This window comes from Leifsonia sp. P73, assembly GCF_051059105.1.
GTDB lineage: Bacteria > Actinomycetota > Actinomycetes > Actinomycetales > Microbacteriaceae > Leifsonia.
In genome coordinates this window covers 916,030-931,672 of sequence record NZ_CP194931.1, presented here as the reverse complement: position 1 = coordinate 931,672, position 15,643 = coordinate 916,030, and the positions used below count along the sequence as shown (strand labels likewise).

The 15,643-nt window shown below is 72.6% G+C and carries 13 protein-coding genes and 2 pseudogenes; 11 read left to right on the top strand and 4 right to left on the bottom strand.

All coding sequences use genetic code 11. The annotated features are described in order from the left end of the window. Positions 1 to 41 precede the first annotated feature (41 nt). Positions 42 to 1,289, bottom strand: a complete 1,248-nt coding sequence (locus ACQ86L_RS04725) for an MFS transporter (protein ID WP_434317884.1) — start codon at positions 1,287 to 1,289, stop codon at positions 42 to 44. Positions 1,290 to 1,376: 87 nt separating this feature from the next. Here ACQ86L_RS04725 and ACQ86L_RS04720 point away from each other — a divergent pair, with 87 nt between their 5' ends. The 9 genes and pseudogenes from ACQ86L_RS04720 to ACQ86L_RS04680 all read left to right on the top strand — a co-directional run bounded on the left by ACQ86L_RS04720 (position 1,377) and on the right by ACQ86L_RS04680 (position 10,423). Beyond that, positions 1,377 to 2,276, top strand: a complete 900-nt coding sequence (locus tag ACQ86L_RS04720) for a LysR family transcriptional regulator (protein ID WP_434317883.1) — start codon at positions 1,377 to 1,379, stop codon at positions 2,274 to 2,276. Further along, the gene (locus ACQ86L_RS04715) at positions 2,273 to 2,488 is read left to right on the top strand and encodes an SCO4848 family membrane protein (protein ID WP_434317882.1); all 216 of its coding nucleotides are present in this window, start codon (positions 2,273 to 2,275) and stop codon (positions 2,486 to 2,488) included. The genes ACQ86L_RS04720 and ACQ86L_RS04715 overlap by 4 nt, the downstream gene beginning before the upstream one ends. A 21-nt stretch (positions 2,489 to 2,509) precedes the next feature. Then, the gene (locus ACQ86L_RS04710) at positions 2,510 to 3,073 is read left to right on the top strand and encodes an HhH-GPD-type base excision DNA repair protein (RefSeq protein WP_434317881.1); all 564 of its coding nucleotides are present in this window, start codon (positions 2,510 to 2,512) and stop codon (positions 3,071 to 3,073) included. Between the two features lie 48 nt (positions 3,074 to 3,121). After that, positions 3,122 to 6,630 (top strand): annotated as a pseudogene (locus tag ACQ86L_RS04705) (TM0106 family RecB-like putative nuclease). A 16-nt stretch (positions 6,631 to 6,646) separates the two neighbouring features. Next, a complete protein-coding gene (locus ACQ86L_RS04700; RefSeq protein ID WP_185277043.1) occupies positions 6,647 to 7,060 on the top strand; it encodes a helix-turn-helix transcriptional regulator in 414 nt (137 codons plus the stop codon). 55 nt (positions 7,061 to 7,115) lie between these two features. Further along, positions 7,116 to 7,535, top strand: coding sequence for a VOC family protein (locus ACQ86L_RS04695; RefSeq protein WP_345834641.1), 420 nt, complete (start codon positions 7,116 to 7,118; stop codon positions 7,533 to 7,535). 245 nt (positions 7,536 to 7,780) lie between these two features. Continuing rightward, positions 7,781 to 8,740 carry a MetQ/NlpA family ABC transporter substrate-binding protein gene (locus tag ACQ86L_RS04690; RefSeq protein ID WP_434317880.1) on the top strand — a complete coding sequence of 320 codons (960 nt, stop codon included), beginning with the start codon at positions 7,781 to 7,783 and terminating at the stop codon, positions 8,738 to 8,740. Positions 8,741 to 8,742: 2 nt separating this feature from the next. Continuing rightward, positions 8,743 to 9,767 (top strand): annotated as a pseudogene (locus ACQ86L_RS04685) (methionine ABC transporter ATP-binding protein). Then, the gene (locus ACQ86L_RS04680; protein WP_434317879.1) at positions 9,764 to 10,423 is read left to right on the top strand and encodes a methionine ABC transporter permease; all 660 of its coding nucleotides are present in this window, start codon (positions 9,764 to 9,766) and stop codon (positions 10,421 to 10,423) included. Before ACQ86L_RS04685 ends, ACQ86L_RS04680 begins: the two are co-directional and overlap by 4 nt. Positions 10,424 to 10,475: 52 nt before the next feature. Here ACQ86L_RS04680 and ACQ86L_RS04675 read toward each other — a convergent pair whose 3' ends face one another. Further along, positions 10,476 to 11,687: a citrate/2-methylcitrate synthase gene (locus ACQ86L_RS04675; RefSeq protein ID WP_434317878.1), complete on the bottom strand. Its 1,212-nt coding sequence runs from the start codon at positions 11,685 to 11,687 to the stop codon at positions 10,476 to 10,478. A 51-nt stretch (positions 11,688 to 11,738) separates the two neighbouring features. Between ACQ86L_RS04675 and ACQ86L_RS04670 the strand changes: the two genes are divergently transcribed. Together ACQ86L_RS04670 and ACQ86L_RS04665 are read left to right on the top strand one after the other, a co-directional pair. Further along, the gene (locus ACQ86L_RS04670; protein WP_434317877.1) at positions 11,739 to 12,905 is read left to right on the top strand and encodes a citrate/2-methylcitrate synthase; all 1,167 of its coding nucleotides are present in this window, start codon (positions 11,739 to 11,741) and stop codon (positions 12,903 to 12,905) included. 75 nt (positions 12,906 to 12,980) lie between these two features. Then, positions 12,981 to 13,616, top strand: coding sequence for a putative glycolipid-binding domain-containing protein (locus tag ACQ86L_RS04665; protein ID WP_434317876.1), 636 nt, complete (start codon positions 12,981 to 12,983; stop codon positions 13,614 to 13,616). 90 nt (positions 13,617 to 13,706) lie between these two features. On the opposite strand, the gene ACQ86L_RS04660 is transcribed toward ACQ86L_RS04665, so the two are convergent. Both ACQ86L_RS04660 and ACQ86L_RS04655 read right to left on the bottom strand, forming a co-directional pair. Then, positions 13,707 to 15,065: an MFS transporter gene (locus ACQ86L_RS04660; protein ID WP_434318842.1), complete on the bottom strand. Its 1,359-nt coding sequence runs from the start codon at positions 15,063 to 15,065 to the stop codon at positions 13,707 to 13,709. After that, positions 15,062 to 15,625, bottom strand: a complete 564-nt coding sequence (locus tag ACQ86L_RS04655; RefSeq protein ID WP_434317875.1) for a hypothetical protein — start codon at positions 15,623 to 15,625, stop codon at positions 15,062 to 15,064. Before ACQ86L_RS04655 ends, ACQ86L_RS04660 begins: the two co-directional genes overlap by 4 nt. Positions 15,626 to 15,643 lie beyond the last annotated feature (18 nt).

Below are 15,643 nucleotides of genomic sequence, written 5' to 3'. Positions count from 1 at the left end.
CCCGACTTTGCGCCTTCTCGGCGAGGGGGGCGGAGGCGGGGTCAGGGGGCGGTGGGGAGCATGCGGAGGGCGGCGACGACCGCGAGGACGGCGATGATCGCGACGAAGGCGACGAGCACCGGGACGAGCGGCCACACGATGAGCGCCACGCCGAGCAGGAGCACCGGCAGCGCCAGCCCGATGTAGGCGACGAGGAAGATCGCCGCCAGCACCTCCCCGCGACGCTCGGGCGCCGCGAGCGAACCGGCGACCAGGATGGACGCCCGGAACAGCAACCCGACCCCGGCGCCGGCCAGCACGCCCGCGATCAGGAACACCGGGAGCGAGTCGCCCAGCACGCCGACCGCCAGCCCCGCGAGCCCGACCGCGACGAGCACCGTCGCCACGATCAGTGCCGTGCGCGACCGCAGCGGGGCGAACACGATCTGGGAGATCGCCGACGCCGCGAAGACCGAGAACGGCACCACCCCGGCCACGAAGTGCGACGCGACGTGGAAGGTGCCGGCGAGCACGCTCGGCGCGAGCGACGTGAACAGCCCGAAGACCGCGAAGCCCGCGAACGCCGCGGCGGCGGCGGCCGAGAACGCGCCGCGAGAGGCTGCGGGCACCGAGAGGCGCTGCGGGCGGTAGGCGGGACGCTCCTCGGCACGCTCCACCGTCTCCGGCACCAGGGCGACCGCCAGCGCCGCGACAGCCAGGATGACCAGGAACACGGCGTACGGCAGCAGCAGCGGCGCGGGCAGGAACTGCGCGAACACCCCGCCGATCAGCGGCCCGAGCGCCAGCCCGCCGGTGTTGACGACCGTGGAGACCGTGCTCGCCAGGCGCGGCCCCTCCTCCGGGCGTGCGACCGAGCGCAGCTCGCCGAGGTGGGCCGTCGCGCTCGCGGTGAGCGCACCGACGCCGACGCCGGAGATGAAGCGCGCGACGATGAGGCCGCTCACGTCGTTCCAGACGAGGAACAGCGCCGTCGCCACGAGCTCCAGCACGATCGCGACCAGCACCATCCGGCGCCGGCCGGCCCAGTCGCTCAGGTGGCCGATCAGGAACAGGCTCGCGATCACGCCGACCGCGTACGCGGCGAAGATCACCGTGACGACCCAGGTCGGGAAGTCGTCCCGCTGCTGGTACAGCGCGTACAGCGGGGTCGGGATGGTCGAGAACGCCATGACCGCGAGGAACGCCGCGGCGACGATCCAGAAGCCCGCGCCGTGGCGGAGGCGCCAGGGACGCGCATCCGGCCGCGTCGCCGCAGGGATCGGGTGGGAGGCAGAGGCTTTCATCGACATGCCCACATCCTCCGCCCGCCGTGCGATCGTGTCCAACGAAAGCAATCGATCCTTGCGATCGAACAGAACGATCGGCAGGATGTGGGCATGGACACCCGCCAGCTCGAGTACTTCGTCGCCGTCGCCGAGGAGCTCAACTTCACCCGCGCGGCGGCGCGCGTCTTCGCCGCCCAGTCGACCGTCTCGGCCGGGGTCGCCGCACTGGAACGGGAGCTCGGCGTGCGGCTGTTCGAGCGCGACGCGCACGGTGTCGCGCTCACCGGTGCGGGGGAGGCCGCGCTCGCCGAGGCCCGCGTCGGCCTCCAGTCGATCGAGCGGCTGCGCGACCTCGCCGCGGGCGACGGGCCGCTGCGCGGGGTGGTGCGCGTCGGGATCTTCACCAACCTGACCTCCATCGACCTCCCCGGGATCATGGGCGAGTTCCGCCGCAGGCACCCCGGCGTCGACCTCCGGCTCGGGCCGTCGCCGAGCGGCTCCACCGGGCTGGCGGACGACGTGCGGCAGGGACGGCTGGACGTCGCCTTCTACGGCCTCCCCGACCCGGTGCCCGGCGCCATCGCGCTGCCGCTCGCCGACGTGCCGTTCGTGGCGGTCCTCCCCGAGGGGCATCCGCTCGCGGGCCGCGCCGCCGTCCCGCTCGCCGAGCTGGCCGCCGAGCGCTGGGTGGACGCGCGCGAGGGCTTCGGCAACCGGGTCGTGCTCGACCGTGCGATCGCCGCGGAGGGGCTCGCCCGCGAGGTCGCGACCGAGGTGTCCGACCTGGGCGAGATCCCGCGGTTCGTGGCGGCGGGGCTCGGCGTCGGCGCCCTACCCGAGCTCACCGTCAACCGGGTGGAGGGGGTTGTCCTGCGCCCGCTGACGCCCGGCGTGGAGTGGCGGCTGAGCGTGCTCGCGCATCCCCGCCCCGGAGCGGCTGCACGCGCCCTGCTGGAGCTGATCGCGGAGCGGTTCGGGCGGCCGGTTCCGCCTACGCTGGAGGGACCATGACCGTCTTCGCCGCTCTCGTCCTGTTCCTCAACGCCGTCTTCAACGTGATCGCCTGGCCGCGCTTCTTCGCCCGGGTCCGCTCCGATCAGCGCGCCAGGGACGCCGCCGGCCGCGCGACGGCCTTCCTCCGGGTGCACGCCGTGCTGCTGGGCCTCGCCCTCCTGCTCGCGCTGCTGTCGGCGGTCGCGGGCGTGCTGTTGCTCGTCGCCTGAGCCGGATGGGAGCATGAGTCCATGCCCATCACGATCACCGGCGACGCGGAAGCCGACGCCCTCCTCGACCAGTCCCCGTTCGCCTTGCTCGTCGGGATGATGCTCGATCAGCAGATCGCGATGGAGACCGCGTTCACCGGCCCCGCCAAGCTGCGCGACCGCCTCGGCTCGCTCGACCCGGCGGGGATCGCCGCGCTCGACCCGGACGAGCTGGTCGCGGTGATGAAGCAGCCGCCGTCGGTGCACCGCTTCCCCGGCTCGATGGCCGGCCGGCTGCAGTCGCTGTCCGCCGCGATCGTGGAGGACTGGGGCGGCGACACCGCGGCGATCTGGACGCAGGGCGACCCGAGCGGCGCGGAGGTCCTGCGGCGGCTGAAGGCGCTGCCCGGGTTCGGCGACCAGAAGGCGCGCATCTTCCTGGCGCTGCTCGGCAAGCAGAAGGGCCTCCAGGCGCCGGGCTGGCGGGAGGCCGCGGGCGACTACGGCGCGGAGGGCTACCGCTCGGTGGCCGACATCGTCTCCCCGGAGTCGCTCACCAAGGTGCGCGAGCACAAGCGCGCGATGAAGGCCGCGGCCAAGGGCTGAGGTGCGGGCACGGGCGGCGATGTCGGCGGCGGCCGATAGCGTAGCGGTGTGTTCCTACTCGACGGTGTGATCGTCACCAGTGCCAGCGATCTGACCGAGGCCTCCAAATGCGAGTTCGCCTTCCTGCGGACGCTCGATGTCAAGCTGGGCCGGCTGGAGAAGACCGAAGAGGTCGAGGACCCGATGTACGTGCGCTCGTCGCGGCTGGGCGACGAGCAGGAGCACCACATCCTGGAGCGCTACCGCGAGCGGTTCGGCGACGGCGTCGCGGAGATCGCGCGGCCCGAGTCGCTGACCGCCGAGAGCCTCGCGGAGGCAGTGCGGCTCACCGCGGACGCGTTCGCGCGCGGCAGCGAGGTCGTCTTCCAGGCCACGTTCTTCGACGGGTCGTTCGTCGGCTTCGCCGACTTCATCGTGCGGCTGCCGGACGGCCGCTACCGCGTGCAGGACTCCAAGCTCGCCCGCAGCGCCCGGGTCACCGCGCTGCTGCAGCTCGCGGCCTACGCGGAGCAGCTCCGGCGCACGGGCGTGGAGGTCGACGGCACGGTCGAGCTGCTGCTGGGCGACGGCTCGGTCAGCGAGCACCGGCTGTCCGACATCGAGCCGGTCTACCGCAAGCGCCGCGCGCGGCTGCTCGACATCATCGCCGCGCACGTCGCCGACCCCGGGCCTGTCCAGTGGGGCGACCCGCGGTTCACGGTCTGCGGACGGTGCGACACCTGCGACGCGGAGGTCACCGCCGCCCGCGACGTCCTGCTGGTCGCCGGCATGCGCGTCACCCAGCGCGAGCGCCTGGCCGCGGCGGGCATCACGACCATCGACGCGCTCGCCGCCTCCACGGGGCCGGTCGAGGGCATCCCCGACGGCACGCTCTCCGGGCTGCGCGAGCAGGCCAGGCTGCAGCTGGAGGCCGTGGAGGGGGCGCCGCCGCCGGTGCGCGTCTTCAACGCCCCGGTGCTCGCCGTCCTCCCCGAGCCCGACCCCGGCGACATCTTCTTCGACTTCGAGGGCGACCCGCTCTACACGGAGGGCGCGGGCGAGCGCTGGAACCTCGACTACCTGTTCGGGATGGTCGACCAGGACGCCCGGTTCACCGCGTTCTGGGCGCACGACTTCGCCGAGGAGCGCGTGGCGCTGGAGCGCTTCCTGGCGTTCGTCCGCGAGCGCCGCGCCGCGTATCCCGGCATGCACATCTACCACTACGCGGCCTACGAGCAGACCCACCTGCTGTCGATCTCCGCCCGGCACGGCGTCGGCGAGGAGGAGGTCGACGGCCTGCTGCGCGAGAACGTGATGGTCGACCTGTACCCGCTCGTGCGCAAGTCGGTGCGCGTCGGCTCGCGGTCCTACTCGATCAAGAAGCTGGAGCCGCTCTACATGGGCACCGAGCTGCGGCAGAGCGAGGTCACGAACGGCGCGGACTCCATCACCGAGTACGCGAACGCGCGCGACCTGATCGCGCTCGGCCGCTTCGACGAGGCCCAGCCGCTGCTCGACGCGCTCGGCGACTACAACCGCTACGACTGCGTGTCGACGCTCCGCCTCCGCGACTGGCTGCTCGCCCGCGCCGCGGAGGCCGGCGTCCCGATCGGCGCCGCACCGCTGGAGGAGCCGGAGCCGGCGCCGGAGGAGTCCCCGCTGCGCGCGGGCCTGCTCGGGTTCGCCGGCGACCCGCTGGACCCGCACCGCACGCCCGACCGGGAGGCGGTGGCGCTCGGCGCCGCCGCGATCGACTTCCACCGGCGCGAGCAGAAGAGCTTCTGGCAGAGCCACTTCTCCCGGCTCGTCCAGCCGGTGGAGGAGTGGGCCGACACCCGCGACGTGCTGGTGGTGGAGTCCGTCCAGGTGGTCCGCGACTGGTATCTGGACGAGGGCCAGCGCGTCGAGCGGCGCGAGCTGCAGCTGTCGGGCCAGTGGGGGCGGGCAGCGCGATCCGGGTGAGCGAGAACTCCGGGCCGTTGCTGCTCTACGAGTACCCCGGCCCGTTCCGGCTGCTGCGCGCGCAGCCCGGGGCGCGCACGGTGCGCAGCGCGGCCGTGATCGCGGTCGCCGACGACGGCTCGGTGCTGGTGCGCGAGACGCTGCCGGAGGACGTGGAGGCGTATCCGCACCTCCCGATGGCGCTCACCCCGGCGCCGCCGCCGAACACGCGCCCGCTCGCCGAAGCGGTCCGCGAGTGGGGCACGGATCTGCTGGCGGCGCTCCAGCACGACCGCTGGCCGGTGAACGCCACCGTCGACCTGCTGCGGCGCACCCCGCCGCGCACCCGGTCCGGTGCGCTGGCGCCCGAGGGGCCGGAGGACGGGAGCGGGCGCATCGCGGCCGTCACCGCCAGCCTGCTCGACCTCGACTCCTCGTACCTGGCGGTGCAGGGGCCTCCCGGGACCGGCAAGTCCTACCTGGGAGCCCACGTGATCGCCCGCCTCGTGGCCGCGCACGGCTGGCGCATCGGGGTGGTCGCGCAGTCGCACGCGGTGGTCGAGAACCTGCTCGACCGCGTCGTGGACACCGGGCTCGACCCCCTTCTGGTCGGCAAGGTGCCGAGCGGGACAGCCGGGACGGCCCGGTTCACGCCGTTGCGCCGGAACGGGCACCTGGAGTTCGCGGCCGAGCGCGAGGGGCGCGGCTACGTCCTCGGCGGCACGGCCTGGGACTTCGCCAACGCCGCCCGCATCCCGCGGGGGAGCCTTGACCTGCTCGTGATCGACGAGGCCGGGCAGTTCTCGCTCGCGTCGACCATCGCGGTCGGCGTGGCGGCGCGCAACCTGCTGCTGCTCGGCGACCCGCAGCAGCTCCCGCAGGTGAGCCAGGGCAGCCATCCCGAGCCGGTGGACGGCTCCGCCCTCGGCTGGGTAAGCGCCGGCCACGACGTGCTCCCGGCCGAGCTCGGCTACTTCCTCGCCGAGAGCCGCCGGATGCACCCCGCTCTGGCGGAGTCGGTGTCCCGGTTGTCGTACGAGGGCCGCCTCCACGCCTGCCCGAGCACCCGCGACCGGGAGCTCGGCGGCGTCGAGCCCGGCCTGCATCCGGTCCCGGTCGAGCACATCGGCAACGCGACGGCCTCGCCGCAGGAGGCCGCGGCTGTGGTCCGCATCGTGGACGACCTGATCGGCCGCTCCTGGAGCGACCCCGACGCGGGCGTGGAGGATGCGCCGCTGGGCCAGGACGACGTCATCGTCGTGACCCCGTACAACGCGCAGCTCGCCGAGGTGCGCGAGCTGCTCGACGCCGCCGGCTTCCCGCAGGTGCGGGTCGGCACGGTCGACAAGTTCCAGGGCCAGGAGGCCGCCGTCGCGATCGTCAGCCTGGCTGCGTCATCGGCCGCCGACGTGCCGCGCGGGATGTCCTTCCTGCTCATGAAGAACCGGCTCAACGTCGCGATCTCGCGGGCGAAGTGGGCGGCGTACCTGGTGCACTCGCCGGAGCTGACCGAGTTCCTGCCCACGACGCCGGCCGGGGTGGGCGAGCTCAGCGCGTTCATCCGGCTGGTCGAGCCGCGCCCGCAGCACCTCCCCACCGTCGCCGCGGGCGAAGGCGCTGGTGAGGCGCGGGCCTGAGAGCTACGGTGGAGGCGTGTCCCCGGAGGAACTGGAGGAGCTCGTCATCCTGCGACGAGCGCGCGACAAGATCGATCGCGAGTACGCCGAGCCGCTCGACGTCCCGACGATGGCCGCGTCCGCTTTCATGTCGCCGTCGCACTTCTCGCGCCGGTTCCGGGCCGTCTACGGCGAGACGCCCTACAGCTACCTGATGACCCGGCGGATCGAGCGCGCGATGGCACTCCTGCGCGAGGGGATGACCGTGACCGAGGCGTGCATGGCGGTCGGCTGTACGTCGCTCGGCTCCTTCAGCTCGAAGTTCGCCGAAGTGGTGGGGGAGTCGCCGACGAGCTACCGCGCCCGCGAGCACCGCGCTGTGCTCGCGATGCCGAACTGCATCGCGAAGCAGCGCACGCGGCCGGTGCGCTCGAAGCCGATCCCCGGCTGAGCATTCGAGCAGGAATGGAGAAGCGCCGCCCGCGCCGCGTTCCTAGAGTGACGGTATGACCATTTCGCTTCAGTACTCGCACATCACCGTCACGAACCCCGAGGAGTCCCTCGCGTTCTATCGTGACGCGCTGGGGCTGGACGTCCTCAACGACGTCGAGTCGGGCGGCCACCACTGGATCACCCTCGGCGTCGCGGGGCAGCCGGGCACCGAGATCGTCCTCTCCGACCCGTACGCCGGCCGGTCGCAGTCCGACGGCGACGCCATCCAAGAACTCGTCGCCAAGGGCGTGCTGACGAACGTCGTCTTCCGCACGGAGGACGACCTCGACGGCGTGTTCGAGCGCGTGCGCGCCAGCGGCGCCGAGGTGCTCCAGGAGCCGAAGGACCAGCCGTGGGGCCCGCGCGACTGCGCGTTCCGCGACCCGTCGGGCAACATGGTGCGCATCCTGGCGTCGGCGGCGCAGCCCGCGTAATACGCAGCGTTGCGGTGTGCGCCGGCGGTCCCCCAATGGCCTCCGGCGCACACGTACTCCGATTCTTCCCAAAGGCTGCTGCGCCCAGCCAGAGCGTTCGCACCTAAAATCCGAAATCTGATGACACGGACTGGCGTCGTCATATTTCGGAATGCGGTTTGCCCTCCCGCTCCTCGCTTGGAAGGCTCGATGTGCCGCCAACCGTCCGCCGGCACATCCCACCCCTTCACAAGAGAGGCACAGCCATGCCCGACGCCACCCCGTCCGGAACCGTCCCCGCGCTCCCCGAGAAGCCCAAGCGCTCGAAGACCCCGTGGATCGTCGGCATCGCCGTCGTCGCGGTCCTCGCCATCGTGGGCGGCGTCGTCGCCGTCGTCAACGCGAACAACAGCGGCTCGGCCGACGCCGCCGGCAAGACCGTCACGGTGAAGATCGGGACGACCGAGCAGTCCGCGCCGTACTGGCCCGTGCTGCAGAAGGCTGCGGCGAAGGAGGGCATCGACATCCAGGTCGTCGGCTTCAAGGACTACACGCAGGCCAACCCCGCCCTCGCCGACGGGCAGCTCGACCTCAACCTCTTCCAGCACCTGCAGTTCCTGGCGAACTACAACGTGCAGGCGCACCAGGACCTCGTGCCGCTCGCGTCCACGCTCGTCGTGCCGCTCTCGCTGTACTCCAAGAAGTACGCGTCGCTGAAGGAGCTGCCCGCCGGGGCGCAGGTCGCCATCCCGAACGACCCCACCAACCAGGCCCGCGCGCTGCTCGTGCTCCAGCAGGCCGGTCTCCTGAAGCTGAAGAACGGCGGGAACACGCTGTCCACCCCCGCCGACATCGACGCTGCGGCGTCGAAGGTGACGGTCATCCCGGTGGACGCCGCCCAGACCGCTCCCGCGCTCGACTCCGCGGCCGCGGCGGTGATCAACAACACCTTTGTCGGACCGGCGGGAATCGACCCGAACTCGGCGCTCTTCCACGACGACCCCAAGAGCCCGGCCGCCGAACCCTACATCAACGCCTTCGTCTCGCGCGCGAAGGACAAGGACAACGCCACGTACCTGAAGATCGCCGCGCTGTACCACACCAAGCCCGTCCAGGACGCGGTGCTCGCAGACTCCAAGAACACCGCCGTGATCGTGCAGAAGCCGCAAGCCGACCTCATCGCGATCCTGCGCTCGCTGGAGAAGTCCATCAAGGCGGCGAAGTAGGCGTGAGCGCCCTCATCGAGTTCCGCGGCGTCACCAAGAGCTTCCGCTCGGGCGACGCCGCGGTCTCCGCCGTCGAGGACATCGACCTGACCATCGAACGGGGCGAGATCTTCGGCATCATCGGCTACTCCGGCGCGGGCAAGAGCACGCTGCTACGGCTCATCAACGCGCTGGAGCATGCCACCGCCGGGTCGGTGATCGTCGACGGGCGCGACCTCACGACGCTGCGCGAGCGCGACCTCCGCAGCGTGCGGGCCGGGATCGGGATGATCTTCCAGCAGTTCAACCTGTTCCGCTCCCGCACCGTGTTCGCGAACATCGCCTACCCGCTCAAGGTGGCCGGCTGGCCCGCCGACAAGCGGAAGCAGCGCGTGGCCGAGTTGCTGGCCTTCGTGGGACTGACCGAGAAGGCCTGGGCCTATCCGGACCAGCTCTCCGGCGGCCAGAAGCAGCGCGTCGGGATCGCCCGGGCGCTGGCGACCAATCCGGCCATCCTGCTCGCTGACGAGGCGACCAGCGCGCTCGACCCGGAGACCACCGCCGACGTGCTGGCCCTGCTCAAGCGGGTCAACGCCGAGCTCGGCGTGACGATCGTGGTCATCACGCACGAGATGGAGGTCGTCCGCTCGATCGCCGACCGCGTCGCCGTGCTCGACTCCGGCCGGATCATCGAGCTCGGGACCGTGTTCGACGTGTTCTCGAACCCGCAGACCGCGACCTCGCAGCGCTTCGTCGGCACTGTGCTCCGCAACCAGCCGGGGAGGCCGACATCGAGCGGCTGCGCGGCAAGCACGCCGGCCGGATCGTCTCGGCGCGCATCCACGACGACGGCCGCCTCGGCGCGGTGCTCTCCGACGCGGTCGGGCGGCACGGCGTGCGGTTCGAGATCGTCTACGGCGGCATCTCGGCGCTGCAGGGCCGGTCGTTCGGGAGCCTCACCCTCGAACTGCTCGGCGAGCCGGCAGCGGTGGACGCGCTGGTCGCGGAGCTGCGCACGGTGACCGAGGTCGAGGAGGTGGCGGCATGACGGACTGGTCGACGCTCTGGCCGGTGTACCTGACCTCCATCGGGCAGACGCTGTGGATGGTCGTGGCGACGCTCGTGCTCGGCGGTGTGCTCGGGCTCGCGCTCGGCGTGCTGTTGTACACGACGCGGCCCGGCGGGCTGCTGGAGAACCGGGTGCTGTCGGCGGTGCTGAACGTGCTGGTGAACTTCGTCCGGCCCATCCCGTTCATCATCTTCATGACGGCGGTGGCGCCGCTGACCCAGGCGGTGCTGGGGACCTTCCTCGGCACGCCCGCGGCGATCTTCCCGATGACGATTGCGGCCACGTTCGCGATCTCCCGCATCGTGGAGCAGAACCTGGTCACGATCGACCCCGGGGTGATCGAGGCGGCGCGGGCGATGGGGTCGAGCCCGTGGCGGATCATCTCCACGCTGCTCATCCCGGAGGCGCTGGGCCCGCTCATCCTGGGCTACACGTTCGTGTTCGTCGCGATCGTGGACCTCTCAGCGGTCGCGGGCAGCCTGGGCGGCGGAGGCCTGGGCGACTTCGCGATCTCGTATGGCTACCAGCGCTACAACTGGGTGGTCACGTGGGTGGCGGTCCTCACGATCGTGGTCCTCGTCCAGCTCGCCCAGTTCCTGGGCAACCGGCTCGCCCGCAAAGCCCTGCGCCGCTGACCGGCCCCCGAGACGTGACTGATCGCGGAAATCCCGGGGCGGATTCCCGCAATCAGTCACGTCTCGGCGGGGTGTAGCGGCCGACGGGGCGGAGGCGGAGCGGGGGTTCGCGGTACTCGGAGAGGGCGTGGACGATCCAGCCTGCGGTGCGGGCGGTGGCGAAGATCACCTCGCCGGCGTCGTCGGGCATGCCCGCGGTGAGGGAGAGGGCGGCGAGCGCGAGGTCCACGTTCGGGGCGGCGCCGGTGCGGTCGCGCAGCAGCGCGGCCAGGGCGTCGACGGCCGCCGCCACCGGTTCGGCGCCGGGGACGTCGGCGAGCATCCCGAGCAGGATGCGTGCGCGCGGGTCGCCCGCGGGATAGAGCGGCTGGCCGAAGCCGGGGACGGGGCCGCGCCCGTCGACCACGGCGTCGGCGACGACCCGGGCTGGCTCCTCGCCGGCGGCGACACGTGCGAGCATCCGGTGGGCGGCACGGCTGGCGTTGCCGTGCAGTGGGGAGTCGAGGGCGCCGAGACCGGCCACGACGACGGCGTACGGGGTCGCGCGCGCGGAGGCGGCCGCGCGGGCGGCGAGCGTGGAGACGGCGAGGTCGTGGTCGAGGAGGAGGACGAGGGCGGCGTCGAGGGTGCGGAGGGCCGCGGGGGATGGGGCCTGCGGGGAGAGGCGCGACCAGAGCTCGGCAGCGAGTGTCGGGCCCGCGGGTGCGGACGTCACCGGCAGCACCGCCACCATCCCGGCGATCAGCCGTTCGGCGGCGCCCGCCACGGCCTCCGGATCGAGGGAGGTCCGGAGCGGGTCGGCCGCCGCCAGCGCCGTGACGGCGACGAGCTGCCGGTCGCGGTCTCCCGCGCCCGGCGGGAGGGCGTCCGCGACCCGGCGGGCGGCGTCGAGTCCGGGGCCGGGCGCGAACCGCACCGATTCCTCCCACCGCCCGGTGAGCGCCCAGTGCGCGACGACCTCGAACGGCTCCCGCGCCAGCTCCGCGGCGGGGCGGCCGCGGTAGTACAGCTCGCCGCCGTCGATCAGCGCGAAGTCCGTCTCGATCACCATCAGCGGCCGTCCCTCCGAGCGCGCCGGCTCGGGGGCGGCGCGGCGGCGGCGTGCCGAGGCGAAGACCTCCACCTCCAGCGGGTCGAAGCTCGAACCCGCTGCCGTGCGCTCGCGGGTGAGTAGGCCGCGCGCGACATAGGCGTACAGCGTCTCCAGCTTGACGCCGAGGCGCTCGGCGGTCTGCTCGGCGGTGAGCCGCGGGAGGTCGCTCATATTGATCCGATCAACGTTGACGTGCGTACAATCCACGTTCACACTACTGGCATGGACCGCATGAACGACACCCTCATCGACGTCCCGCGCGGGCTGACCAACGTCGTCGCCGCCAGCACCGCGCTCGGCGACGTGCGCGGGCAGGAGGGGTTCTACCACTACCGCCAGTACTCGGCCATCGACCTGGCGCGCGAGCGCACCTTCGAGGACGCCTGGTACCTGCTGCTGTTCGGCGACCTGCCGTCCGCGCAGGAGCTGACGGCCTTCCGGGCGCGGATCGCCGAGGCGCGCCGCCTCCCGGAGCCGGTCGCCCAGCTGCTGCCCGCCATCGCGCGGCTGACGGCGCACGACCAGCTGGCCGGTCTCCGGATGGCGCTCACCGCGGTCGCAGCCGCCGACGGGATGCGCCCCGTCTACGACGAGGACGAGGACGCCCGGCTGCGCGACGCGGTCCGGGTCGCCGCGGTCACGCCGGTGCTGCTCGCTTCCTTGCGCGCGTACGCGGAGGGCCGGACGCCACCGGAGCCGCGCGACGACCTCGGCCACGTCGCCGGCTACCTGCGCCTGATCACCGGCCGCACGCCGGACGCCGCGCACGAGCGCGCGCTCAGCGCCTACCTGACGGCTGCGATCGACCACGGCTTCAACGCCTCCACCTTCACCGCCCGGGTGATCGCGTCCACGGGCGCCGATGTCGCGGCGGCGGTGGACGGCGCGCTCGGCGCCCTGTCCGGCCCGCTGCACGGCGGCGCGCCCAGCCGCGCGCTCGACACTCTCGACGCGATCGGGACGCCCGACCGGATCGACGCCTGGATCACCGAGACCGTCCGCTCGGGCGGCCGGGTGATGGGCTTCGGCCACGCGGTCTACCGCACGGAGGACCCGCGGTCGGTGCTGCTGCGGGAGGTCGCGCAGGGCTTCGGCGGCGAGCGGGTGGACTTCGCGGTGCGGGTCGAGGTGCGGGTCCAGCAGCTCCTGGAGGAGCTCAAGCCGGGCCGCGGGCTGCACACGAACGTCGAGTTCTACGCGGGCGTCGTGATGGAGCTGTGCGGCATCCCGCGCGAGCTGTTCACGCCCACGTTCGCGGTGGCGCGCGTCGTCGGCTGGACCGCGCACATCCTGGAGCAGGCGGCGGACGGCAAGATCCTGCGGCCGTCGTCGCGGTACGTCGGGCCGCCCGCGCCCGAGCCGCTGCCCGCGCGGCCGATCGCCGCCTGACCGCGGGGCGTTCCGGGGGCGTATCGTGCTGCTCGGGCGGCCTCCTCAGCGGCCGCACGAGCGACGGAGGACGCGATGCGCGGAGCGGTGCGGCACGTGGAGTGGGTGGGCGACGAGGACCCGGAGCGGCTGGAGGCGGCGGTCGTCACCTTCGCGCCCGACCGGCTGGACGCGCTCGGCACCTCGCGCACGACGGACTACGTCACCAGCTGGGCGCTGGAGACCGGTCCGGACTGGGTGACCTCCCGGTTGTCGGTCGCGGTCGACGGCCGCGGTTTCACCCGCTGGCTCGTCCTCACCCGCGACGGCCACGGCCACTGGGCCGCCGAGTCGTACACGCACGGGGACGACCGCTACCACGACGAGCCGATGGCGGCTCCGGGGATCGCGGATCCCGGGAGCCTGGACGGCGCGCTCGACTGCGACCTTGCGCTCTGCCCGGTCACGAACACGATGCCGATCCTCCGGCTCGGGGCGCTGGCGGGGCTGGAGGAGACCGAGCTCACCATGGCGTGGGTGGACCTGCCGTCGCTGGCGGTGGTCGCGAGCCGGCAGGCGTACAGCGCGGCCGAGCCGTTCGACGCCGGAGCCGGCCGCTCCGTCGTCCGCTACCGCAGCGTCGGCAGCGGCTTCACCGCCGACCTCGGCGTCGACGAGGACGGCCTGGTCATCGACTACCCCCGCCTCGCCCGCCGCATCCGGACCCGCTGACTCTTATCCCTCTCCGCCGAAGGGCACGTTGTTGTCACTTTCGCGCCCCAAAAGTGACAACGACGTGCCCCTCGGGGAGAGCGAAGCGGGTCAGGGGGTGGGGGCGAGGGCGTCGTAGTCGCGGAACGTTCCGCGGATGCGGACGATGGTCGCGACGAGCACCACGATCAGGAGGCCGCCGAGCAGCGGCGGGAACCAGAGGGCGCCGGTGAGCGCGAGCACGCCGATGTAGAGGTCGCCGAGCCGCGGGCCGCCCGTCACCACGACGGTGAACACGCCCTGCAGCCTCCCGCGCATGACGTCCGGCGCCGACGCCTGCAGGATGGTCATCCGGAAGATCGAGCTGACGTTGTCGGCCGCACCGGAGGCCGCGAGCAGCACGGTGGCCGCGATCAGCGCCGGGAGGTTCGCGTCGGCGATCGACGCGCTGCCGCCGGCCGTCCCGCTGAACGCGACGACCGCCAGCACGAGGCCGAAGCCGAGGATCGCGGCGCCGTAGACGATGATCGCCCGCTCCACCGCGCGGCCCTGCCACCTGACCCCGCCGAGCCGGCCCGAGAAGACGCTGGAGACCAGCGTGCCGACCGCGCCCGCTGCGGTCAGGATGCCGACCGTCACCGGGCCGCCGCCGATGAGCAGCGCGCCGACTGCCGGGAACAGCGCCCGCGGCTGGCCGAACGTCATCGCGATCAGGTCGAGCACGAAGGTCATCGACAGGTTCGGCGCCGACTTCAGGAACCGCAGCCCCTGCAGCACGGAGGACAGCCCTGCGCTCTGCCGCTCGCCCTCCGGCACGATGGACGGCAGCGTGAAGATGCCGAGGAACGCCGCGGTGAACAGGATGACGTCGACCGTGTAGGTCCACGGGATGCCGACGCTCGCGACCAGGAGGCCGGCGAGCGCGGGGCCGACAGTCACCATCACACCCATGCTCATCCCGCCGAGCGCGCTCGCCGCGGGCAGCAGCCGCGCGGGCAGGAGGCGCGGCGTGATCGCCTGCCGGGTGGCGCCGATCATGACCGACGCGACGGCGTTGATCGTCGTGAGGATGTAGAGCGGCCAGACCACCTCGACGTGCAGCCACGCGAGCACGGCGATCCCGGCCGTGGAGGCCCACGCGACGATCGCGGTGACGAGGGCGACCTTCCTGCGGTCGAACGCGTCGGCGAGCACGCCGCCGTACAGCCCGAAGACGATCATCGGCACGAGCGCGAACAGCGCGACGAGCGAGACCGCGAGCGTGGAGTGGGTGAGGTCGTAGATGTTCAGGCCGACGGCGACGATCGTCATCTGGCCGCCGATGCCGGAGACCGCACCGCCGATCCAGAGCCGGGCGAACGCCGGCGACTCCCTCAGCGGGCTGAGGTCGACGAAGTGCCTGGCGTGGGCGAGCCGGGGCTCGCTCGTATCGTCGGGCTCCTTGGTGCCCGGGGTCTGCTCGGCGCTCAGAAGCGCGGCTTCTTGCTGAGCGTCACCGCAGCGAGCGAGAAGACGACGCCGAACAGCATCAGCGTGACCGTGACGGCCTGGAGGACGACCTGGAAGAACGGCTGGAACGGGGTGACCGAGACCCAGAGCCAGAGGATGGCGCCGATCAGCGTGATGACGTAGCTGAAGGTGCGGCGCGCGTACAGGGCGTTGAGCGAGACGACGGTGCCGGCGACGGTCATCTGGAACAGCGGGAGGAAGGCCTCCGCGTTGCCCGACCAGGTCGCGACCAGGCTGATGACGCCGAGCACGAGGGTGAACAGCACGACGAGGGTCGCGAGGAGGTTGCCGAGCATGGGCGGCACGGTGGCGCTCAGGCTGCGGACGAGCCCGCCGTGCTCGTCGTCGATCTCGTTCTCGGTGCGGGGCTCAGCGATGATGTGCGTGGTCACGACGACGATCCTACCGCCCGCCCGGGCGTCGGTCAGCACCGGGAGGCCCTTGACCCCGCGAGTACGGTGGGGCCATGCCAGCACGCCGTCGCCGGAGACACCGGCTTCCCCTTCCCGCTCGTGTGTCACACATCGACGAGGCGGTCG